Here is a 24262-nt window from a genome sequence, read left to right as displayed (position 1 = left end):
GTGGATGCTGAATTTAAAAATGCTTTGAAATTCACACCTTAATGATGGTTGAATAGAACAAATAACACGAAATTTAAGGTATTTACATGATGAAAACAGACAAAACTCCAGACACAATCGACCCTAATTTAAACTTGGAAAGCATTCGGGCAGAATGCCTAGAACTTGTCAAAAAACGTGCTTACTGCTCTGCAGGAGCAGCCGTCATTCCGGTTCCATTTCTGGATGTGGTCATCGATGTCGGAATTTTGTCACAACTCATTCCGGAAGTGAATGCACGTTTTGGTTTAGCTCCGGAACAAATCAGTGTCTATGATCCCAAAACCAAACAAGTGCACTGGCAGGAACTGCGTAAACGTGGGGTAGAATTTTCCGGCCTGGTGGTGGCGCGTACCGCAGTGAAAAAATCCCTCAACAATGTGGTAGCCAAGGTCATCACCAAACAGGTGACCAAATTTATTCCTCTGGGCGGTCAGATTGTGGCTGCAAGTTTAGGCTATATTGTGATGAAAAAAGTCGCAGGCGCTCACGTAGAAGACTGTTACAAAATTGCCAAAGGCATTCAACAAAAACAGCAAGCCCAGATGGCGAGTTAATCCCCCTCTCGATTTAATAAAAAATTCATCCTGCAGCTGAGAACCTAATTGGCTCTCAGCTGTTTTAAAATGGCTCTTAATATTTCTAAGCGCGCGGTATTTTTGTCATCGTTGGCAATAATATGCCACGGTGCATAATCGGTGCTGGTACGTTCAAACATGTCGGCGGCTGCATCCAAATAAGCATCCCATTTTTCCCGATTGCGCCAATCCTCTGGAGTGATTTTAAAGCGCTTGTTTGGCGTCTCTTCACGGGCTTTAAAACGGGCGGCCTGTTCGTCCTTGCTAATCGCCAGCCAGAATTTGATCACCACGGTTTGACTATTGACCAGATCCTTTTCAAAACGGTTAATTTCCTCATAAGCCCGCTGCCACGCATGCTCGCTGATCAGCCCTTCTACGCGCTCTACCAGCACCCGCCCATACCAGGAACGGTCAAAAATCCGGATGTCTTCATTGGTCTGCAACTTGGTCCAGAAACGCCACAAATACGGATGGCGCTTCTCATACCGTTCTGGGGCTGCAATACTGTGAATATCATATTCACGCGGATCCAGATTTTTCACCAGCCGTTTAATGGCTCCGCCCTTTCCTGCCGCATCCATGCCTTCAAATACAATAATGGCTTTACGGTCATCAAAACGTAACGCCTCGGCTACTTTTACCGACAGTTCTTTCAGTTCTTTTTTATAGTCTTCCTTCGTGGTGGGCTGATTTTCAGGATGTAAAAGCAGCTCGGGAACAGCAGCCGGTTTCCATTTGCTTTTCACTTCGCTCACATGCTCTGGACAGTTTTTCATCGCCGCCAAAATAATCTGTGCAAATTGTTGATTACGGGCTTTTTCATCCTCACAATCAATGATGTTCCAATCCTTGATAAAACGCTGACTCAGCTTTTGCAAACTGTCGTATTGCTTTTTATTACGCCAGTCCAGACCATGTAATTTATGCCAGCGCACTTCATGGGGATCCAGGTTATCCATTCGTTTCTGCAAGGACTTCCAGGACAGGTCAAACCAGACTTTTACCACATCGACATGATTATTTTTCAAGTCCTGCTCAAAAGCCTGCATATCGGCAATATAAGCATCAAACTGCGACTCATCCAGAGGCTTGGACACATGCAAAGCTGTGGCCAGCAAATCGCTATACCAATTGCCAAATAACACCATGAGCTGGCCTTCGGCAGGAATAGAGTTTGCATACGGCTGCCAGTAGGTCTGTTGATTGTTGAACATGTTGGCGGCATCGGCCTTGACCAGCAAATAACGCGGATCGACCCATTCACGCAGCTGCTTCACTGCCTCGCCCTTTCCAGCCAGCTCGATGCCATTGACCAGCACCAGCACACTTTTGGCATTATTCTGACCCCGGGTATTTCTTAGCAGGTATTGGGCTTCAATCAGATTCAGGGAAAGCTCATCTTCATCCAGCAGCGGATTTGTTGTTTTTTTCAGTGTCATCTGTTCCCCATCCTTTATTCTAAATCGCAGTCTATTCAAGCATAATCCAAGGCTGAATTTGAACACATAGTGTTTATGTTGCTCATAATTGCTGCATTTTCTAGCAAACTGACTTAATTTAAATCATTTTTCTGGCTGTTTGTCATAGCGACTTTGTCCGTCTCGCTCTAATATTTAGTCATCTAAAAAATAATAGAGACACAGAATGTCTAAACTGGCTGCATTAGATGATCTTTTAGAGTTGTATTATCAATTGAATTATCATCAAAACTCTGAGATTTTTCGGCGTCTGCAAGAGGTACAGGCCTGGCAAAAACAGCGCATGCAGGCCACCCATAGCAAACAGTTTGCTGAAAAGCAGAATGTGTTGATGTCGGAGTACTTCCTGAATCGTCTGTATGGTGGTCCAGATTTTGATGCACTGGCTGAGCAGATTGCCCGTTTGATGAAATATGCGCACAAGGCTGAAAAGCTGATTCCTGAAAATGCTGTAAAAACAGGCACATCAGGCGTATCTTTGGCCATTTTGGCGGTGCAGCTTGATGAACAGGTGGCGATGCAGCTCCTTGAAGATTATCATCCGCACGAAGCTTTAAACGATGAAATGATGCGTTTGACTTATCTTAAACTTGATCAGGGGCAATCCCGTTTAAGACAGCTGGATTTACTCGACCAGCTGGGTTTTAGCCTGGATAAGTACATGCGCTCGTTTATGGTTCAGACTGCATTTAAAATGTGTAAAGGTGCAGCCAGCAAATATAATTTCGACATTATGTATGAATTTATGCAGGATGGCTTTTTGGCCATGAAACCGTTAAAGTCAGCTGAGAAATTCGTGAAGGATTTTACTGCGGTTGAACGTCAGATTATCCATAAAGTTCATGCCGGCGATCCTCACCCGTTTTAGTCAATTATGTTGTGATGGAAATAACAAATTGAGCAGTGAATAAAAAATACAGAGCAGATTTCTGTATATTATTCATAACAATTGCATGCTGATTGCTGTACAACGTCCTAGAATCTGTCATCATGCAAGCACTGCAACATTAACCCTATTTTTATGTTAGGAGTGACTCTAATGTCTAACGAAAAGCAAACGCCTACCTCTGCCTCTGAGCTGGCACAAAATACAGACAAAGTGAGTCCTTTCTTAACTGAGCCTCTTCCGCAAGGCACTGCCCAAGGTCAGCAACAATCTTTACAACAACAGTTGACCGATACGCCAGTGACCGGTTCAGTACCCAAATACAATCTGCCGCGTGGTGCCAATACCGGGAATGTCGGTCCGACCACCCACTTCGGTTACCAGACTGTCAGCAGTGAAGATAAAGCCCAGAAAGTCGCTGAAGTATTCCACTCGGTTGCCAGCAAATACGACATCATGAATGACCTGATGTCCTTCGGTATTCACCGTTTATGGAAACGCTTTGCCATTAATATGTCAGGCGTACGCCGTGGTCAGCACGTACTCGATATTGCTGGCGGTACTGGTGACCTGGCCAAAGTCTTTAGCCGTGAAGTCGGCCCGACCGGCCATGTGGTTCTTTCAGACATCAATGAATCGATGCTGAATGTCGGCCGTGACCGCTTAATTGATGCCGGCTGTACCAATGTGGACTTCGTTTTGGCCAATGCTGAAACACTGGAGCCATTTGCAGACAACAGTTTTGACCTGGTGACGATCAGTTTCGGTTTACGTAACGTGACCGATAAAGATGCTGCGCTGGCTGCCATGTATCGTGTACTTAAGCCAGGCGGCCGTTTATTGGTGCTTGAATTCTCTAAACCTGTATTCGAGCCATTTTCTAAACTGTATGACCTGTATTCGTTCACAGCTTTACCGATCATGGGTAAAATTATTGCCAACGATTCTGAAAGTTACAAATACCTGGCCGAATCCATCCGTATGCATCCTGACCAGCGTACGCTTAAAGGAATGATGGAAAATGCCGGCTTCCAGAACTGTGACTACCACAACCTGACGGGTGGTATCGTTGCCGTTCACCGTGGTTTTAAACTTTAAGGTTCCCATTCATGTGGTCAATTCTGGCACTGGGTGCCGTTGAACGTGTGATTCACCATTTCATTGATCTGGATGTGATTACCCGCATCCAGTTAAATGCATTGGCTGGCAAAATGCTGCGTGTGGTGATTGCCTCACCGCAGCTTTCTGTAGATGTATTCTTTGATGATGGCAAGGTTCGCCTAGAGCCAACAGCCACTGGACATACTGAAGCTGCTTCGATTTTTGAACAGCGGCCTTATGAAGCCAACAGCTCACAGATTTCTGAAGCCACTGCGACTTTACAAGTCGGCAATGTCGTTGAACTGCTGAAACTGCTGGTTTCAGATGAAGTCGGCAATATTCCGCTGCAAGGGGACTACAAGTTATTGCAGGAAATCCAACGTATCATGCAACAGGCTGAACCGGATTTGGCTTCGCATTTAAGTCCGTGGGTTGGCCCTGCCCTTGCCCATGAACTGGGCAAAATCCAGCTGGCACCGAAACATTTAAAACGGTCCTTAGAAAGTTATTTCTTCTTTGCTGAAGATGCGTTAAAAGAAGATACAGGCTTATTTGCTGCACGTTGGCAAATGGATGATCTGCAACAAGATACCCGAATTTTCAATCAAAATTTAGACCGTGCTGAAGCCAAAATTCAACAGCTTCAGGCACAGATTGATGCTTTAGATACACCTCCTGCTTCACCTCAAGATTAGGTAATTAGATTTATGATTCCGCACGTTTCACGTTTACTCGAACTTTGGCGCATCGCCGCGCACTATAGACTCGACACGTTGTTTCCTGCGGAAGAATTACCGGAAAAAGCCCGTCATGCTTTAAATTTTATTCGCATCCACCCTGCGGCATGGTCAAGCCGTGAACGTAAAAATCCCCTCAAACTGAAAGAAGCTCTGGAAGAAATGGGGCCGCTGGCAATTAAATTGGGACAGCTGCTTTCAACCCGCCGTGACCTGATGCCACCTGAAGTTTTACAGCAGCTGGTCTTATTGCAAGACCGGGTCAAACCCTTTGACAGCAATGTGGCTAAAACACGAATTCAGCAATCGCTAAAAGCCGATGTCAATACGCTGTTTGCCCGTTTCGATGCCCAACCGCTGGCTGCTGCCTCGATTGCACAAGTCCATACGGCTGCCCTGCATGATGGCCGCGAAGTAGTGGTGAAAGTCACCCGTCCCGACATTCGCACTCAAATTCTGCAAGATTTTGAAATTCTGGACTGGCTGGGAGCAGCGCTGGAAAAACGTCTGGAAGCCGCACGTGCCCTGCATTTATCGGAAATTATTCAGGACTATCGTCAGATCATTTTAAATGAACTGGATTTGACCCTGGAAGCCGACAACACCCGTCGTATGCGCCATTATTTCACGGGTTCAAGCATGATGTATGTGCCTGAAGTCTACATGGACAGCAAAGATGTGATGGTGGCTGAACGCATCACCGGGGTTCCGATTTCCGATACCGCGACTTTTGACCAGATGGGTATGAATCGTGCGGAGCTGGCAGAAAAAGGTCTGACCATTTTCTTCACCCAGGTGTTCCGTGACAACTTTTTCCATGCCGACATGCACCCCGGTAACGTATTTGTCGAAACCATCAATCCTGCTAATCCGCGCTTTATTGCACTGGACTGTGCGATTATGGGTGAGCTCTCCAAGCATGACCAGATGACCGTAGCACGCATGTTACTTGCGGTCATGAACAGTAACTTCATGCAGCTGATTCAGATTGTGCACCAAGCTGGCTGGATTCCACCGGGTACCGACCAGGATGCTCTGGCCCGTGAAATGCGTCGCACCGTAGGTCCAATGGTATCGAAGCCAATGCATGAACTGGACTTTGCCGGCATCCTGATTCAAGTGATGGATATCGCCCGCCGTTTCCATCTGGAAATTCCTCCGCAGCTGATGCTCTTGCTGAAAACATTAGTTCATGTCGAAGGTTTGGGAACAGACCTTTATCCGGAACTGGATATCTGGAAACTGGCGAAACCGATCCTGACCGATTGGATTAAAGCGCAAATGAATCCGCAGAAGAACCTGAAGGAATTGGGACAAAAAATTCCAGACCTTTTGCTCGGTGCACAGGATTTACCAAGTTTGATGATTGACAGCCTGAATGGTTTAAAAAACCAGTCCGCCTGGCATTCCAAACAATTGCATGAACTGCAAAGCATGCGTCTGCAAATGGAACATCAGCAAAAACGCAGCTGGATGTTTGGCAGCATTATGGCCATTTTGCTATCGATTGCGATTATTGCACCGTGGTATGTGTCTATTATTCTGATCATGCTGGCGAGCTTGCTGGCTGTCTGGCGAATTGCGAAATAAGATTCCCTATTCAAAAATAATATCAGCCCGTTTATGATGGGCTGATTTTTTCATAATATCTAAAGTGATTATTCAATTATTATTTATAATGATTTGTTGCATTTAGTTCAATTTAGATGTTTTTTTCACTTATTTTTTAACCATTTTTTTGTTATAAAGTTAAGCATCACTCATAACCAAAACTTAGGCTTTAGGGAATACTATGTTCAATCAGACTTTTAAACTAACAACATTAGCAATTGCAACTTCATTATTAGCGGCTTGTGGTGGGGGCGGTGGTGGTGGGAGTTCTGAAGCACCTTTTGCGCCGAAAACTATTTCTGGTACAGCTGTGGATTTTTATGTAGCTGGCGCAGATGTTGATTTTACTAACCCTGCTTGTCAAGAAGCCTATCCAGATCTGAAAACAGATGAAAACGGTAAATTTACTTTCAACACAACAGAAAACTGTCAGGAAACGGGTTTCATTATCACTGGCGGTATTGATACGGTTACCAAACTTCCATTTGATGGTCAATTGAAAGTTAAAGAAATCAATTATCAAGCTAATTCAACTAATGAAATTGTGGCGAGCCCACTTACCACCTTACAAGCTGAATTACCCGATGCAGAATTTAAAGCCATTCTTACAAATTTGGGTTTTGCTAACGATAAAAACGGACAGGGAATTACAGATATAACGACATTTGATCCAATTACCGAAGGATCGAATCAACAAAAAGCCGCTGTATTTATCTTGCAACAAATCTTAACTCAGCTTGAGAATGCCGGTTTAACTACAACTGAAGCAGCTAAGTCCGTTCAAACCACCATCGCGACAACTCCTCTACTGACTGGTTCAGGCGTAGACTCTGCTGTTATTACAACTATCTTTAATAATGCAGCAACTTCTTCACCTAGTCTTCAAGCAGAAATTCAAGCTAATCAAACCAAAGTAGAAAATGTAACAACCACTATTAATACCAGTTTGACTACAGCAGGCTCTTCTACTCTAGAACAATACTTAGCAGGCAATCCTACGATTGTGAGTGAAATTCAAGAGCAAATTACTCCTGCCCTGTATAACAACTTTGAAATAGCAGGCTATAACATTACAAGTATTATCAATTCCGATAATACTCAACGTCTGGCGATTAATAAGACTTCAATTGATTCATTAGCACAAGTGAAATTCAATTTAAATAAAGCAGCTACAGGTACCGATTCTATTAAATTAGGCTTCCAGGCTACTGCTGCAATTGGTCAAAATGGCCAGCCTGAAACCTTGACCGCGTATATTAGCGAGGTAAATGTTTCGTTTGATAATACTACTGCTATTAACAAAATCATTATCCCTGCAGGCACTATTATTGAAATTGAAACTACGCTAGCAAATGCACCGAAAGGCTCATTTGAAGTTGCGGAAGACACCGAATTCCTAGGTGATTCAATTGCCCTAACAGATCTGGTCGCAGCTTTCCCGATTTTAAGTCAGCCGTATAATAATTATAAAAACTTGATCGTCTCAAGCAACCAGGTAAACGCTGAGGTATCTGTTTTTGTAGCTCCAACTACTTATCCAGTCTCTGCAACCTTAGGGTTGAACCTGGGTACATTTGGTCTTCCAAATAAAGCTGCAACTGTCTTTAGTGGATTTACTTCTACAGGCTACTTTGTCATCCAATAATCATAATTAAAAAAGCCAGTGATCATCACTGGCTTTTCTCTCACTTCCTATTGGGTAATTCAAGTTGAAAAATCAATCATTACTTTTTATTTCTGCAGCATTCATTATTTCTCATACTTATGCCGCACCCGATGATTTGTTTTTACAAGCCACGCCTGCTAAAAATAAGCTTACGACCAATGCAAGCCTGGATTTAGTTAACGATACTGTCGACTTTTTAGATTTACGAGAAAGCGAAGGTGTTCAAGGAGACGCAGGAGATTATATCGGTGCGCATATAAGTGCCCAATATCAATTTCATCCTGAATGGTCTATCAGTGCTAGCTATTGGCGTCGAGAAATTGAGTTCAGAGAAGATACCAATAAGTTACATTCTGGAGCCTTAGGCATTACCTACTTTCCGGAAAGTCTTTCGACCGATCGATCTAATCTTGCTTTTAAACTGTCTCTCTGGGGCAATCAAGCCGATGAGCTAGCAAAAACCTCCCCTACCAATGTGAATGGCCGTACAATTAATGAGGTCGTTGTTTCCAATCCTCGTGACACTCAAATTCAGCTAGATACTATTTATACCCATAAAATTGACTTTATGAATCAAGTGAATTTATTTGGTTCTTTAGGATATAGCAAAGTCAAAGTGGATGAATTGGACTTGATGGTTCATTTGACCGGCAATGGACGCGATTGTAAGGCCAATATCAATATTGACTCGAATAATCAGTTAACCGGAACACCCATTGGTCGCTGCCTGATTGACGGTCTAATCGTACGGGATATTGATATTGGAAACTATACTGATCGATTTGATCTTGATGTCCAAAAAGATCTTAACTATGACGCTTATTATGCAGGTCTAGGCGGGTCATGGAACTGGCGCTATAAACAATTTGAAAGTCAGCTTGCCTATCACTACCAACGCCTGTGGCGCGACAATATCGATGACCGTGTTGCTAATTTTGGCAACCAGGCGATTAAAGACAATCATACTATTGGTGCCAAGTTCAGTTATGACTTTACACCGAAACTGACAGCTTACCTGCAAGGTCAGATTTTCCAAAATAACTTAATTGGCTATGTACCCTTCTTATATAATGGGGTCACTGCTTCCCGTTTAGACAAACGTTATGGATTGGCGTCTATTGGCATTCAATACCGCGGTTTCTAAGCCTCAAAAAAGCCTGAGCCCTTCAGGCTTTTTTATTGCCTGTATGACTCCAAAGTCACCTTTGGACACTTCTCGCCATTGGGATCACTAGGCTTTCGCTTAAAATAATAAGACATTTGTATATTTTAATGAGAAGCCATGACGCAAATCTTGCATAAACGCCCTGCTTCATTAAATATCCGTGCTGGCAAATTGGCACGTCAACTGATTGAAAAAGAAGGCTTGCAGGCAAATTTTGTCGATATTGTTCCCGGTGCTGCAGGTGGTCCCAAAGGCATAGGCATTCAAGGCCTCGATCAAGCCATTTTTGGCAATTTCCTTGCGCAGGCACCACAGCGCAGAACCCTGATTGGCTCATCCATTGGCAGCTGGCGTTTTGCCAGTATTGCGGCCTGGGGCGCAAAAGAAGGCACTGAACGTCTTGCAGAGCTTTATACCCACCTGTATTTCCATAAAAAAATGACCCGTCAGGAAGTCGGTAATATTTGCCGCGACATGCTGCTCAATCTGGTGCAAGGCAAAGAACAGCAACTGGTTGAGCATCCCGACTATCACCTGACCGTCATCTCGGTCAAAGCCCAGCACATTTTCCAGAGTGACAGATCCCTGCCGTTAATGGCATCGGTGGTCGGCATTATTGGCAGCAATGCCTTGGCACGCAAGCACAACCGCCTGTTTATGCAACGGGTGATCAGCCAGCCGGAAATGGGGCCCCAATTTAAAGTCAGTGATGATTTTACCACGCATTATCAGCCCCTAAATCTCAGCAATGTTACCTCCTGGCTGATGGCTTCCGCTTCTATTCCCGGCGTGATGGCAGCCATCCGCGATATTCCCGATGCCCCGAAAGGCAGTTACCGTGATGGTGGCCTGATTGACTATCATCTTGACCTGCCGTTTCAGAGCAAAGGTATTGTGCTGTATCCGCATTTTAGCGACAGCATTACTCCGGGCTGGTTTGACAAGATGCTGAAAAAGCGCAAGGCCAGTCCGGAAAATCAGGCACGGACCTTATTGCTTTCGCCTTCTGCCGAGTATTTAGAGTCCCTACCGCTCGGTCGCTTGCCGGATCGTAAAGATTTCACTTTAAAAGGGCTGGACCAGAAACAGCGGATTCAGATGTGGAATCAGTCGGTAGCAGAAAGCCAGCGCTTGGGGGACGAGTTTTTGGAAATGGTGGAGAAACAGAACTTTCCACAGTTTATGCAGGACTTATAAAATCAAGTAGAGGAAAAGCTATAGGTGCTAGATGAGTGAAGCAGCTGATTTTCCTAGGATTGGAATATTATAAAATTCTTGGCGAATAAAGCACATGAACCTTTTGAGTCAGAAATCAAAAGGTTCATGCGTATATTTTTTTCTCAAACAGCCGCTAATCACGTACACTATACAGCTGCGATTTTTTATTCGCTGTTTTCCATTTTGAACATATTTTTGGTGAAATTCTCATGAACAATGCGCAATGGCTCGATGAAGTAAAATTTAACGAACAAGGTCTGATCCCTGCCATTGCCCAACATCATCAAAGCGGCCGTGTCCTGATGGTGGCCTGGATGAACCGTGAGGCTTTGGCGCTCACTGCCGAGAAAAATCAGGCGGTATATTTCTCCCGTTCACGCAACAAGTTATGGCACAAGGGTGAAGAATCCGGTCATTTCCAGACTGTGCATGAAATCCGTCTGGACTGTGATGCCGACGTGATTATTTTGCAGATTGAACAGCATGGCGGTATTGCCTGCCACACCGGTCGTGAATCGTGTTTCTATCGCAAATTGACTGCGAATGGCTGGGAAATTGTCGACGCACAATTAAAAGATCCAAGCCAGATTTATGCTGAAAAATCAACCAACCCGCATACCCTGGCCATGAATGCCTCGACTGCTCGCTCGGAACAGGTCGAAGTACTGGACTATTTGGGCCAGATGATGGCAGAGCGCAAGAAAGCCGACCCGGATTCATCTTATGTCGCCAAGCTGTATCACAAAGGCTTGAATAAAATTCTGGAAAAAATTGGTGAAGAAAGCGTTGAAACCATCATCGCAGCCAAAGATTTTAAGTCTGAAGCCAATGCAGACAATAAAAACGACCTGATTTACGAAGTTGCCGATTTGTGGTTCCACACCATTGTGATGCTGGGTTATTTCGACCTCGACCCACAGCTGGTATTAAACGAGCTGGCGCGTCGCCAAGGCCTGTCTGGCCTGGTGGAAAAAGCCAATCGTCAGCATTAATTCAGTCTTTTTACCGTGTCAGTAGCTAAAAAGCCCAATCCCACCTATGAGCAAGCGCTTGCCATAGATAATGCGCGTCTGGGCAATTCCTTCAAGGTAATTGCCTATGCTGGCACAGGTAAAACCACTACCCTGCAAATGATCAGCGATGCCATGCCCGAGCGCCGTGGCATGTATCTGGCGTTTAACAAGGCCATTGCAGCAGAAGCGCAAAGCAAGTTTCATCGCAATGTCGACTGCCGAACCTTTCACTCGCTGGCTTTTCGCAGTGTGCCCCGCGGTGTCACCGACAAACTTCGCCTGCCGCGTTTAAGTCCGAGTTTTATCGCCAAGGAATATCGGCTGCAACCGATTACCCTGCGCCGGATGATGGGCGGCCGTTATGAAAAATATGTCATGATGCCGTCGCGTCTTGCCAGTCTGGTGGCCAATGCTGTCAGCTATTTCTGCTCGACCAGTTCGCAATATCCAGCACCGCGACACCTTCAGGCACCGAGCTGGCTGCATCCGGACGATATTGAAGAACTACAGAAACACTTATATCCAGCCATTGAACGGCGCTGGCTAGAGTCGATTGATCCGAATCATCAGGCCGGTATTGGGCATGATATTTATCTGAAACTCTGGGCGCTGTCTGAACCGAATATTCCAGCAGACTATGTACTGTTTGATGAAGCACAAGATGCCGACCCATTGATGCTGGGAATTTTGCTGCGTCAAAGAAATACCCAGGTGATTTATGTCGGCGATGCCCATCAACAGATTTATGCCTGGCGTGGTGCGGTCAATGCCATGCAACAGCTGCCGCTGCCGGAATCGCGCCTGACCACCTCATTCCGTTTTGGTGAAGAAATTGCCTTAAATGCCAACGCCATTTTGGGTGCATTAAATGAAACCGTGCCCTTGCTTGGCAATCCGCAGCTGAATTCCAAAGTGGTGAATAAACCGCATACCAAACAGCGCGATGCAATTTTGTGCCGTACCAATGCCCGTGCCATGGAACTGCTGCTTTCCGGACTGGTGCATGGCGACAAGGTCAGCTTGCAGGCCGATCATGTCAAATTAAACCGTTTTGTCGATGCCGCGAGCATGCTGAAACAGGGCCGCCGCGTGACCGACGTGCCGGAACTAGCCTGGTTTAATTCCTGGCACGACGTACATGAATACTGTGAAACCAATGACGGCAGTGACATTAAACCCTTAGTGAAACTGGTGGATGATCACGGTACCGATCCACTCAAAAGAGCCTTGGCCAAAATCACCCCGATTGAACAGGCCGACTACATTATCTCGACCGCCCACAAAGCCAAAGGCCTGGAATGGGACCGCGTGCACATCGAAGATGACTATCAGTTCAAGGTGAATGAAAGAGACCATAAAATTAGTGACGAAGAGTTAAGATTGCTTTACGTGGCCTGCACACGTGCTAAAGTAAGTTTAAATATTCACCACATTTACGATCTGGTACAACAGCTGAAAAAGCAAATGCCGGTATCGCTGCGTAAAGCTGTGGGAGAATAATTTTAGCTTTAGCTGCAAGGCAGGTGTTTTATGAAAATTGACTCTATTCAACTCAAACACGCGCTTCATTTTGCCGATCTCAAGCTGAAATTTAATGACAAGCACATCACCCTGATTCTGGGCGATCAAAGCTCCGGCAAAACCGGTATTTTAAAATTCACCTATCAGGCACTCACCTGGTTTGCAGCCCGCTATAAAGACCTGCGCGCTGCCGGTGTGGTGATGCTGGATCAGGACATCATGTTCACCCGCCTGCAATCCAAAATTGATATTCGGGTTCATATTCCTCCCGATATCGGGACTTTAAATGCAGCTAGCGAAGCTGGCGACAAGCCCCTGACAACCTGTGACTGGCAGATTTATAAAACTTTGAATAGTCATGGCATTGGTACCAGCAAGGCCGAAACCCAGCAATTAGACAATCTGGTGGAACTCTATCATAACGCGCTGAAGCACGATCAGCAGCAAGGCTTGCCCCTGATTGCCTATTACCCGGCAGAACGCTTTGTCCATGAAATGAATATTCAGAGCAAAAATAATCCGGTGGTGTTTCAGACTTCACATGCCTATGAAATTTCTACCATTCCCTATACCACCTTTAGCCGTTTCTTTGAGTGGTTTCGTGAAATCAGCGATATTGAAAATGCCCAGATTGCGCAGCTGTTTCAGCAGCTCATTACCAATTCGTCCATCCAGAAAAATAAAGACAAAGATTTTTTACAGCACTTGGTCAATGCCCAGAAGCAAATGAATGCGCCAAGTCTGGATGCCTTAAAACAGGCTCTCAGCACCGTTCTTCCCAATTTTGAAGATATTTATGTGCAGTATCAGCCCAAATTGCAGCTGATGGTGAGTTATGCGGGAAAAACCATGCTCTATCAGCAACTTTCCAATAGTGTTAAAAACTGGATCGCCCTGGTGGGCGATATTGTACGACGTTTGTGCCTGCTCAATCCCAAAAGTTTATATCCCTGTCTGGAAGGCGACGGCATTTTGCTGATTGACGCGATTGATCACCAGCTCGATCAAAATACTTCGCAAGTGATTTTACAGCGCCTGCATCAGGCGTTTCCGCGCCTGCAAATTGTTGCCACCGGCAACCGCATGGAATTACTGGAACATGCAGCCGAATATCAGTGTTTAAAACTGGAACATAAGCAGCTGTTTGATATGCAATTGCAACCGCTCAAGGAAGAATTTGATTCAATTTATGAAAATCTTGTGTTTAATGAGGAAGTGATTGAAGCCGATGCCTTAAATGAGCCTGCATCAGAAAGTATTACCCCGCAAAGCCTGCTAGAGCAGATCCAGCAGCATTTAACGCCAGAACAACAAGCAGAATTATTGCACTTAATCCAACAACCGGATGACACCTCTTCCTCTCATCCTATTTCCTGACACAAAAGATTGAAAGGTGTTAAAAATACCCGGTATGTTTAAAAAATTCAGTTTCAGCATTGCATCTGGCTAAACACGCTACGCCCCTCAAGCATAGAGGGGCGTATAATAAGTCAGGCAAGTATTTATGAAATGTCAACCAACCCGGGTGTGTGCGCAAAAATAATCGATGTTGTTTTACTCATGCAATAAGATCATGTATATTTAAAGTTTAATAGTAAAATCCGATTCTACTATGACTTTTTTTACAGGTTGCGCAACACAGCTTGTTTTTCATTTTTTAACTCAAACCGGCTTTCAAGATTGAGAAGTTTGGATTGTTCTTTGCAGTCCTGTAATCCTTGAAAGATAAGATTCACGCTTAGGTGTTTATAGCCTAACTCACGACTTTGGATATGAGTGTGCTACCGATTATTATCTTGTTACCGTTAGTACTAGGCACAACCCTTGTCTCGTGGCTGAAATTTTCACGCGGGGTAACTGCTTTAGCGGCTCTAGGGGTCAGCCTGAGTAGTCTGACCCTGTTACTGCTGCAAGCTAAAGAGGTGTTTAATGGCGGAACAGTCACACAAACCTGGGCCTGGTTACCCCAGTTAGGCATCGATTTAAGCTTTCGTCTGGATGCCTTGGGCCTGTTATTTTGCTTGCTGATTAGCGGGATCGGAACGCTGATTTATATTTATGCCTATTATTATTTAAATCCTAGAAACTCCCTAAGCAAACTCTATCTTCTGCTGATGCTGTTCATGGCTTCCATGCTCGGTATCTCTCTTTCTAACAATTTAATTTTATTACTTATTTTTTGGGAACTCACCAGTATTTCCTCTTTCCTGCTGGTCGGTTACTGGAGCAATTATGAGGCTGCGCAGCGCGGTTCGCGTATGGCTCTGACCATTACCGGCATGGGCGGTCTGGCCATGCTGGGCGGCTTCATTCTGCTCGGTCAAATCACCGGAACCTATCAGATTGACCAGATTTTGACGATGAAGGACCAAATTCAAAGTCACTCGCTCTTTGTTCCAAGCTTGTTGCTGATTTTACTTGGTGCCTTCACCAAAAGTGCACAGTTTCCGTTTCATTTCTGGCTGCCGAATGCCATGGCAGCACCAACGCCGGTCTCTGCCTATTTGCACTCCGCCACCATGGTCAAAGCCGGTATTTTCCTGCTGGCACGTTTTACGCCAATTTTTGTCGGTGCGGCGCTGTATCACAATATTGTGACTTTTGTGGGCCTGTTCACCCTGTGTATGGCTGCCTTCTTTGCCATTTTCAAGGAAGACTTAAAAGGCTTGCTGGCGTATTCCACCATCAGTCATTTGGGCCTGATTGTGTGCTTACTGGGGATCGGATCACCCCTGGCCGTTGCAGCAGCCATTTTCCATATTATTAATCACGCGACCTTTAAAGCCGCCCTGTTCATGCTGGCCGGGATCATCGACCATGAAACCGGAACCCGGGATTTGCGTAAGCTTAGCGGCATCTGGCAACTCCTGCCCTTTACAGCCACCCTGACCATGATCACCGCCGCCTCTATGGCCGGTGTGCCCCTGACCAATGGCTTCCTGTCCAAGGAAATGTTCTTTACCGAACTTTTGGCCAACCTCTCTGGTCCGGTGCTCATTGTTTCCGCCATTATGGCAACGCTGGCCGGAATTTTTGCCGTGGCTTATTCGGTGCGTTTGGTGCATGGGGTATTTTTCGATGGTCCGATTGGCTTAGAGGTACCCAACCGACAAGCCCATGAACCGCCGCTGGGCATGCGCGTACCTGCAATCCTGCTGGCAGTTTTATGTATTTTGGTTGGCCTGTTACCGGCGCTGCTGGTGGAAAATATTGTCAATGCAACTGCACGTGCCAGCACTCAAATGCCTGACTTTGCCGGTAGCCATTTAGCCATCTGGCATGGTTTTAACCTGCCTTTGCTGATGAGTATTGTTGCACTCTTGGGTGGGGTAATTTTCTATTTTTCTTTGGCCAAAGGCGGTCGCATCCGGGAAATTGATCTTGATCCTATCTTGGGCAAATTCCAGGGCAGAGTGCTGTTCGATTTATTTTTAAAACATCTGTTACTGAGTTCACGCAAGTTCAAACGGCAAACTGAAAATGGTTCACTGCAAAGCTATCTGATGTGGATTGTGCTGTTCAGTGGCGCTTTGCTGAGCATCCCCTTTATCAATCAGGGCCTGACTACAGGCACACGTGAACTTGTCCATGCTCCCGCGATTGCCATTGTGTTGTGGCTGCTGTTGTTCTCAGCCTGCTGGATGATGCTGTGGTTTCACCATGAACGGATCAAGGCCGTGCTGATTAGCGGTGCGGTTGGCCTTGTCGTGACTCTGGTGTTTGTGACCTTATCGGCACCCGATCTGGCCCTCACCCAAATTACGGTCGATGTGGTCACGACAGTATTGCTGCTGATGAGCCTTTCCCTGCTGCCACAGCTTACCCCTTATGAATCCAGTGTTTCACGGCGCTGGCGCGATGCCCTGATTGCCATTGGCGGTGGTCTGGGCATCGGCTGGATTAGCTGGCTGATGCTGACCCGTGACCACAACTCGATTTCATGGTTTTTCATGCAGCAGTCGCTTCCGCTCGGTGGCGGTTCCAATGTAGTCAACGTAATTCTGGTCGACTTCCGGGGTTTCGATACCTTCGGGGAAATTACCGTCTTGGGTATTGCTGCGATTGGCGCACTGTGTCTGATGGATGGCATGCGTGCACACGGCACCACCATCACCCAGGGACTGACCTACCGCTTTAATCCATCTCCGCTGATGTTCCGTATTACCGCATCCTGGGTATTGCCTCTGGCTCTGGTGGTAAGCCTGTACATCTTCCTGCGTGGCCATAACCTGCCTGGCGGTGGTTTTATTGCCGGCCTCATTACCTCTTTGGCCCTGGTGATCCAGTACATTGCCTTGGGACAAGATCAGGCTGAACAGATGTTGAGAGCCAAATCAGGCCGTTTATATGAGATCTGGATTGGTTCAGGTCTAAGCATTGCAGGACTGACCGGACTGGCTGCCTGGTTCTGGGGACGTCCATTCCTGACCAGTGCCCATGTGCATATCGCTCCGCCCCTGTTGGGTGATATCCATTTGGCCTCTGCAGCATTATTTGATGTCGGTGTCTATGTCACAGTCGTGGGTGCCACCATGTTGATGATTTCAGTTCTGGGTGACTCGCGCCACTCCAGCATGTCCGGTCCTGTATTGAAGGGGGAATAAAATGATCAGTCTAGAATTTTTACTTGCCTCTGCCATTGGCCTACTGGTTGCTACGGGAATTTACCTGATCCTGCGTGCACGTACTTTTCCTGTGGTTTTAGGGCTGGCCATGATTGGCTATGCAGTCAATTTATTCCTGTTTGCCACGGGACGAATTCAGGTCAATGCACCCGCTGTCCTCACGGAAACCAGCAAAGTGACCGATCCTCTACCTCAGGCTCTGGTCTTGACGGCCATTGTGATTGGCTTTGCCACCACGGCCTTTATTGTCCAGCTGGCTTTACGCAGCCGTTATGAAAGCGGTACCGACCATGTCGACTCAAAAGAAGAAATCAACCCGATTGACCCGCGTGAGGATGAGCCTTAATGAATGCCATCATCCAGTTCTGGACTGAACACACCCCAATATTCAGCATTTTAATTCCGGCATTTACCGGTTTTTTACTGGTGCTTTTGGGCAATCCCGGCAAAGGTTCATTAGCACACGACTGGCGGCAGCCTTGGCGTCGTGGCATCAGTTATGTTTCTTCAATCCTGGGTTTAGGCACTGCCGTACTGTATTTAATTTTGGCCAGCAGCGGGCAAATCACGACCTATAACCTCAGTGAATGGGCGGCACCGTTCGGTATTGTGCTGGTTCTGGATCAGCTTTCCGCACTGATGCTGGTGCTGACCTATGCCCTGGCAACACCCATCTTATGGTTTGCCAGTCACGCATGGGATACTCAAGGGCGTTATTTCCATGCCATGTTCCATTTTTTGCTCATGGGCTTGTGCGGTGCCTTCCTGACCGGCGATTTATTTAATTTATTCGTATTTTTTGAAATCCTGTTGATGGCCTCTTATGTCCTGCTGCTACACGGACAAGGCAAGGCCCGTTTCCAGCTCGGCATTCACTATGTCACCATCAACCTGCTGGCCTCTGCGCTGTTTCTGATTGGTCTGGGCATGATCTACGGCAGTGTCGGCAGTTTAAACATGGCCGATGTCGCACGTTTAATTCCGCTGTTAGAACCGGACCAGCATATCCTGGCCGTTGCAGGCGGCCTGCTGTTATTTGTAGTCTTTGGTATCAAGGCAGCCATGTTGCCGGTCGGCTTTTGGCTACCGAAAACCTATGCTGTTGCCACCACTCCGGTGGCTGCCATTTTCACCATTATGACCAAAGTGGGGATCTATGCCATTCTTCGAGTCAATGGCACGATTTTTGATGACCGCTTAAGTCAGGGCATTCTGGCAAACTGGCTGCTTCCGATCGGTTTGATCACCTCGGTTTATGGGGTGATTGGTGCCATTGGCGCCGAGCGTTTACGCCGTTTTGTCGGTTTTATGATTTTATCTTCCATTGGTACCCTGCTGATTGCCATTTCATTATTCAATACCTTGGCCTGGGCTGCAGGACTGTACTATCTGGTACATAGCACTATTATTGGCGCCGCATTTTATCTGCTCTGCGGCTGGATTACCTCGCAACGCGGTACATTCAAAGACCATTTCAACATCGCCCCGCAAATGAAACAGCACAAAGCGGTGTCACTCACCTTCTTTTTCATTGCCTTGATGATGGCGGGCTTACCGCCTTTTAGTGGCTTTTTAGGCAAGGTTTTTATCTTGCAGGCCACTTCACATTCCCCTTATCAGGGTGTGATTATTGCGGTGGTGCTGCTGGTGAGTTTACTCAGCATTCTCGCCTTTACCCGGGTGGGGTTCATTCTGTTCTGGCGTGCCAGCAAACCTGAAAGCCAACCGGACACCGAAGCCTTCAAAGCATATCAAGCCATACCCAATCATGCACCAACACGCAATGACCAAACCATTTATCTGCTGTTGTCAGGCCTGGTGCTGTATATGGTTTGCGCAAATCCAATTCAGCAGTACATGTTCAAAACAGCGGAACAGATCCAAAATAATGCTGTGTATGAAGACGCGATTTTGCACCGGGATGACTTGAATCAGGTGATTAGCGTACAGCCATTCAATCCTGAAAATTTACCTGAAACCAAATATGGTGGTGAAACTGTCGATCCGAATGCACATCTGATTCCTTACATCATCTCTAAAGAAACTTTAGAAGGTGAGCACATTTCAGAATATAAACAACGTCAGATCAGGCAGCAGCAAGATCAGCAAGCTGCTGATCCGGATGATGCCAAACTCAAGCCTATGGAGCCTTAAGCATGCAAAAAACATCGTTTTTGGACCGCTGGCTGCCGCATCCCTTCGTATCCGTGATTGTGGCCTTAAGCTGGATCATGCTGGCACATAGTCTTGATCCGGCAACCTTGCTGATGGCCTTATTGCTGGGCATTGCCATTCCACGTCTAGTCAAACCGTTTATTGGCAATACCCCAAATATTCACTGGATTCTGGCCATAAAATTATTCTTTGTGGTGTTATGGGACATTATTGTTTGTAACATTAAAGTGGCCAAACAGGTGCTTGGCCCCACCCATAAACTGCATCCGAAATGGTTTCGCGTGCCTTTGGAAACCCAGCATGAACAGGTGAATGTATTGCTGGCCCTGATCATTACCACTACGCCGGGTACCGTGACTGCCGGGATCGATCATGATCGTGGCGATATTCTGGTTCATGCCCTGAGTACCGATAATGCCGAAATCGATATTATCGAAATTAAAAACCGCTATGAAAAAGCGTTGATCGAAATCTTTGATGTGGAATTAGGAGAAGATTCATGAGTATTTTGCCTTATGCACTGGGTCTGTGTATGGTCGCAATCACCATTTCCATGTTTCTTTGCCTGATCCGCATGGTGATCGGCCCTTCCATCGTGGATCGGCTTTTAGCCCTCGATACCCTGTTCCTGAATGCGACCTGTCTGGTGGTCATTCTGGGTATCTACTGGACCAGCACCTCCTTGTTTGAAGGTGCTTTACTGGTTGCCATGCTTGGATTTGTTTCCACCGCAGCCTTGGCACGCTACTTTACCACTGGCCATGTGGTCGACTAGGAGCAACAGCAATGCAACTTCTCATGGAAATCCTGGTCTCGATATTTTTGTTAATTGGCTCATTCTTTATGCTGGTGGGCGGCATTGGGATGGTGCGTCTGCCCGATTTATTTATGCGCCTGCATGCTCCGACCAAGTCCAGCACCTTGGGGCTGGGGAGCTTCCTGATTGCTGCCATGATCTTTTCCGCCTTTCAGGGACGCTTCGGTTTTGCCGAACTGTTATTGACCTTGCTGGCGTTCATTACTGCACCCGTATCGGCAAACCTGATGGCACAGGCAGCACTGCATTTACGTTTACGCTCAACCAGTGGCGAAGTACCTGAAGCACTTGAACGCCCCTTGCCCTGGCAACGAACTCGTCGTCGCCCTCCATCTAAAGACACTAATAATAACTCCCATGATGATCTCGGCTAAACAAAAACTCGAGTCTTTCTTATTTTTAGTGGTTAGACTATTTTCAATGAAGTCTACGTTAATACGCTGAAATCCAGCTTGTTCCAGTCAAAATTTCAGCCCATAAAAAAGCCACCCGAAGGTGGCTTTTCTTTTTAGCGATTATTCATCATCTTTTTTTGCATCATCAGCTGGAGGCAAATCCTTCACTGCTTCTGCAATCAGACCAAACATATAGTTGCCATATGCGTTGGTTTTGTCGTAATGGAAACGCAAGCGAGGCGTTATACGTGTCTTGATACGACGACTCAGTTCGTGGCGCAGGAAACCGGATGCCTTGTTTAAGACTTCCAGGGTATCTTTGTTTGCCGCTTCACTCTGCTCATCGCCCAGCTCACGCCCCATCACGGTCACATAAACTTCGGCATATCCTAAATCTGGGCTAACTTTCACCGCAGAGATGGTCACCAGACCACCCAAGCGTGGATCTTTCAGCTCTTGGCGAATCAGTTCAGACAACTCGCGCTGAACTGAATCTCCCATACGCTTCAGACGTTGACTACCCGCCATTAAAGACTCCGTTTAATCAATTGAACATCATACACTTCGATCTTGTCTTGTGCTTTGATGTCTTTATAGCCTTTCACTGCAAGACCACATTCCATACCGGCACGAACTTCTTCCACCACATCTTTATAGCGACGAAGAGATTCAAGCTCACCCTGGAACACCACCACATCATCACGAAGAACGCGAATTGGCTTATTACGGTGCAACACACCTTCAAGCACCATACAACCTGCAGCTGCACCGAATTTGCTTGAGTGGAACACTTCACGTACTTCAGCAACACCCAGAATTGTCTCACGGTGTTCAGGAGCAAGTTTACCGCTCATTGCTGCTTTCACGTCATCAATCAATTGATAGATGATGCTGTAGTAACGAATGTCGATACCGTCTTCATCGGCTTTTTGACGCGCAGTATTGTCCGCACGCACGTTAAAGCCAAGCAGTACCGCTTCAGAAGATTCAGCCAGCGTTACGTCAGACTCGGTAATTGCACCTACACCTGAACCAATAATACGTACTTTCACTTCATCGGTTGCCAATTCAGCAAGTGCCACGTGCAATGCTTCCAAAGTACCGCGTACGTCAGTTTTGAGTACCACGTTGACAATAGGCACATCTTTTTTGCCCATTGATGCCATGATGTTCTCAAGACGCATTGCACTTTGACGTTCAAGACGTTTTTGACGTTCACGATCCATACGCGCATCGGCAACTTCACGTGCTTTTTTCTCGTCATTCACTACAAGAACTTCGTCACCTGCCATTGGTGCTTCTGGAAGACCCAGAATTTCTACAGGAATTGATGGACCCGCAGATTTGATTCGTTGACCATTTTCATCCACCATCGCACGAACACGACCGTAAGATGCACCTGCAAGAACAAGATCGCCCACTTTCAATGTACCGTTTTGAACCAGGATAGATGCAACCGCACCACGACCTTTGTCCACGCGAGCTTCAATGACCACACCTTGCGCAGCACCTTCTTCAGATGCTTTCAACTCTAGCAATTCTGCTTGAATTGAGATCAGGTCTAGAAGTTCATCAATACCTTGACCTGAGTGTGCTGAAACCATGGCAACCGGTACATCACCACCCCATTGTTCAGGTACGATTTCTTTGGTGGTCAATTCATTCAATACGCGGTCCGGATCGGCAGACTCTTTATCCATCTTGTTGATTGCAACAATGATTGGAGTCCCGGCAGCACGTGCATGGTCAATGGCTTCTGCAGTCTGTGGCATTACACCATCATCCGCTGCAACAACCAGCACCACGATATCTGTCGCTTTGGCACCACGTGAACGCATTGAAGTGAACGCTGCGTGTCCCGGGGTATCCAGGAAAGTAATAATGCCCTTATCCGTTTTAACGTGATATGCACCGATATGCTGGGTAATACCACCCGCTTCGCCTGCAGCCACTTTGGTACGACGGATACGGTCAAGCAGCGATGTTTTACCATGGTCAACGTGACCCATGATAGTTACGACAGGAGCACGAGTGGTTTGAGCACCACGCGCTTCTTCAGCCGCTTCAAGTAAATTGTCTTCAGCCTGGGTATCAGAAACCAATACCGGATTATGACCCATTTCTTCAACAACAAGCGCTGCAATCTCTTGATCAATCGCCTGGTTCTGAGTAACCAATTCACCCATTTTCATGAGTGCCTTGATCACTTCACGCACCTTCACCGCCATTTTCGCAGCCAGGTCAGCTACGATAATGGTTGAACCGATTTCAACATCATAAATTTGTTTTTTAACTGGTTTTTCAAAGCCATGCTTGTTCGCTTGACTCGATTTTAAACCGCGTTTATGCGAGTTATCACGGAAAGACTGCTCTTCACCACGACGGCCACCTTTTTTCGGTGCACGCGCATTGGTGGTGTTGCCACCACGTTTAATTTCACGGTCTTCTTTAGCAAAAGAGTCTTCATAAGCCTGACCGACAAGACCGGCAGCCAGTGGAGAATCATCAATCACGCGAATTGTTGCCGTGGTATCTTCAGAAGAATACTTGGAAGCCATTTGACGCATTTGTTCAAGCGTACGTTGTTGTGCTTCTTCAGCCGATTTACGACGTGCCGCTTCTTCAACTGCTTTTAACTGGGCAGCTTGTGCTTCACGTGCTTTCTTCTGTTCTGGTGTTTCAGTCACTTTAACCGGCTGTTTTACAATCGGCTTGTTGTTTGACTTGCGTTTTACCACAACCGCTGCTTTCGGTGCTTCTTGCTTTGCAGTTTCTTGCTTCGCTGCTGCACGCATTGCTTCTAAAGCCTGTTTTGCTTTAGATTCAGGCTGTTGCTTAGGTTCTTCAACTTTTGCTGCTGGTTTTTGCTCAGCTTCACGCGAATTTTGTTCAGCTTGCGCCTTCGCTAAAGCTTCAGCTTTAATCTGTTCCGGATCTGGCTTAACAAATGTATGCTTCTTGCGAACTTCTACATTAATTGTTTTCGCCTTACCTGATGTACTTGCCACTTTAGCAGTACTGGTTGTTTTACGTTTCAACGTGATTTTTCCTGCATTCCCATCGTCTTGACCATGAACTTTCTTCAAATGGTTAACGAGGGTATTTTGTTGTTCAGTGGAAATAATATCTTCAGCTTTACGTTGCGGTAAACCTGCGTCACGAACCTGCTCTAGGAGCTTCTCAACGGGGCGATCCACGCTGAGAGCCAACTCTTTAATCGACTTGTCCGTCATA

20 protein-coding genes are annotated in these 24262 nt (G+C 46.3%); 17 read left to right on the top strand and 3 right to left on the bottom strand.

The genetic code is table 11. The features are described from left to right. Window positions 1-89 precede the first annotated feature (89 nt). Window positions 90-596 carry a hypothetical protein gene (locus ACPUEY_RS01995; protein WP_092819152.1) on the top strand — a complete coding sequence of 169 codons (507 nt, stop codon included), beginning with the start codon at window positions 90-92 and terminating at the stop codon, window positions 594-596. 44 nt (window positions 597-640) lie between these two features. Here ACPUEY_RS01995 and pap read toward each other — a convergent pair whose 3' ends face one another. Further along, window positions 641-2059 carry a polyphosphate:AMP phosphotransferase gene (gene pap, locus ACPUEY_RS01990; protein ID WP_425120969.1) on the bottom strand — a complete coding sequence of 473 codons (1419 nt, stop codon included), beginning with the start codon at window positions 2057-2059 and terminating at the stop codon, window positions 641-643. A gap of 205 nt (window positions 2060-2264) precedes the next feature. On the opposite strand from pap, the gene ACPUEY_RS01985 reads away from it, so the two are divergent. From ACPUEY_RS01985 to ACPUEY_RS01910, 16 genes are all read left to right on the top strand, one after another. Next, complete coding sequence (locus ACPUEY_RS01985; protein WP_425120968.1) at window positions 2265-2966, top strand: FFLEELY motif protein; 702 nt, start codon at window positions 2265-2267, stop codon at window positions 2964-2966. Between the two features lie 171 nt (window positions 2967-3137). After that, a complete protein-coding gene (gene ubiE / locus ACPUEY_RS01980) occupies window positions 3138-4082 on the top strand; it encodes a bifunctional demethylmenaquinone methyltransferase/2-methoxy-6-polyprenyl-1,4-benzoquinol methylase UbiE (protein ID WP_092819155.1) in 945 nt (314 codons plus the stop codon). 11 nt (window positions 4083-4093) lie between these two features. Then, complete coding sequence (locus ACPUEY_RS01975; protein ID WP_425120967.1) at window positions 4094-4780, top strand: ubiquinone biosynthesis accessory factor UbiJ; 687 nt, start codon at window positions 4094-4096, stop codon at window positions 4778-4780. A 12-nt stretch (window positions 4781-4792) separates the two neighbouring features. Then, window positions 4793-6412 (top strand): ABC1 kinase family protein, encoded by a 1620-nt coding sequence (locus ACPUEY_RS01970; RefSeq protein ID WP_425120966.1) that lies wholly within the window; start codon window positions 4793-4795, stop codon window positions 6410-6412. Window positions 6413-6614: 202 nt separating this feature from the next. Next, window positions 6615-8078, top strand: coding sequence for a hypothetical protein (locus ACPUEY_RS01965; RefSeq protein WP_425120964.1), 1464 nt, complete (start codon window positions 6615-6617; stop codon window positions 8076-8078). Between the two features lie 64 nt (window positions 8079-8142). Then, entirely contained in the window at window positions 8143-9243 is a 1101-nt protein-coding gene (locus tag ACPUEY_RS01960) for a hypothetical protein (protein ID WP_300046921.1), read from the top strand. A 138-nt stretch (window positions 9244-9381) separates the two neighbouring features. Further along, window positions 9382-10461 carry a patatin-like phospholipase family protein gene (locus ACPUEY_RS01955; RefSeq protein ID WP_425120963.1) on the top strand — a complete coding sequence of 360 codons (1080 nt, stop codon included), beginning with the start codon at window positions 9382-9384 and terminating at the stop codon, window positions 10459-10461. Between the two features lie 230 nt (window positions 10462-10691). Further along, a complete protein-coding gene (gene hisIE / locus ACPUEY_RS01950) occupies window positions 10692-11474 on the top strand; it encodes a bifunctional phosphoribosyl-AMP cyclohydrolase/phosphoribosyl-ATP diphosphatase HisIE (RefSeq protein ID WP_092819161.1) in 783 nt (260 codons plus the stop codon). A gap of 15 nt (window positions 11475-11489) precedes the next feature. Then, window positions 11490-12995, top strand: a complete 1506-nt coding sequence (locus tag ACPUEY_RS01945) for a UvrD-helicase domain-containing protein (protein ID WP_131272952.1) — start codon at window positions 11490-11492, stop codon at window positions 12993-12995. Between the two features lie 30 nt (window positions 12996-13025). After that, entirely contained in the window at window positions 13026-14393 is a 1368-nt protein-coding gene (locus tag ACPUEY_RS01940; protein ID WP_425120962.1) for an ATP-binding protein, read from the top strand. Window positions 14394-14782: 389 nt separating this feature from the next. Further along, window positions 14783-17620 carry a monovalent cation/H+ antiporter subunit A gene (locus tag ACPUEY_RS01935; RefSeq protein WP_092819164.1) on the top strand — a complete coding sequence of 946 codons (2838 nt, stop codon included), beginning with the start codon at window positions 14783-14785 and terminating at the stop codon, window positions 17618-17620. A 1-nt stretch (window position 17621) separates the two neighbouring features. Then, a complete protein-coding gene (locus ACPUEY_RS01930; protein WP_092819165.1) occupies window positions 17622-17987 on the top strand; it encodes a Na+/H+ antiporter subunit C in 366 nt (121 codons plus the stop codon). Continuing rightward, window positions 17987-19795, top strand: coding sequence for a monovalent cation/H+ antiporter subunit D (locus ACPUEY_RS01925; protein ID WP_425120960.1), 1809 nt, complete (start codon window positions 17987-17989; stop codon window positions 19793-19795). The genes ACPUEY_RS01930 and ACPUEY_RS01925 overlap by 1 nt, the downstream gene beginning before the upstream one ends. Before the next feature lie 2 nt (window positions 19796-19797). Next, entirely contained in the window at window positions 19798-20319 is a 522-nt protein-coding gene (locus tag ACPUEY_RS01920) for a Na+/H+ antiporter subunit E (RefSeq protein ID WP_261181158.1), read from the top strand. Continuing rightward, window positions 20316-20591: a monovalent cation/H+ antiporter subunit F gene (locus ACPUEY_RS01915; protein ID WP_131272956.1), complete on the top strand. Its 276-nt coding sequence runs from the start codon at window positions 20316-20318 to the stop codon at window positions 20589-20591. Before ACPUEY_RS01920 ends, ACPUEY_RS01915 begins: the two co-directional genes overlap by 4 nt. Window positions 20592-20602: 11 nt before the next feature. Then, the gene (locus ACPUEY_RS01910; protein ID WP_425120959.1) at window positions 20603-21007 is read left to right on the top strand and encodes a Na+/H+ antiporter subunit G; all 405 of its coding nucleotides are present in this window, start codon (window positions 20603-20605) and stop codon (window positions 21005-21007) included. A 141-nt stretch (window positions 21008-21148) separates the two neighbouring features. Here the strand turns inward: ACPUEY_RS01910 and ACPUEY_RS01905 are convergent, their stop codons facing one another. Together ACPUEY_RS01905 and infB are read right to left on the bottom strand one after the other, a co-directional pair. Beyond that, complete coding sequence (locus ACPUEY_RS01905) at window positions 21149-21556, bottom strand: ribosome-binding factor A (RefSeq protein WP_092819170.1); 408 nt, start codon at window positions 21554-21556, stop codon at window positions 21149-21151. Further along, window positions 21556-24261, bottom strand: a complete 2706-nt coding sequence (gene infB / locus ACPUEY_RS01900; RefSeq protein ID WP_425120958.1) for a translation initiation factor IF-2 — start codon at window positions 24259-24261, stop codon at window positions 21556-21558. The genes ACPUEY_RS01905 and infB overlap by 1 nt, the downstream gene beginning before the upstream one ends. Window position 24262: the final 1 nt, after the last annotated feature.

This window comes from Acinetobacter sp. G11 (assembly GCF_049808495.1).
In the GTDB taxonomy this organism is placed as follows: Bacteria; Pseudomonadota; Gammaproteobacteria; order Pseudomonadales; family Moraxellaceae; genus Acinetobacter; species Acinetobacter kookii.
The sequence above is the reverse complement of the archived record's forward strand: the minus strand, read 5'-3'. Positions and strand labels throughout refer to the sequence as shown.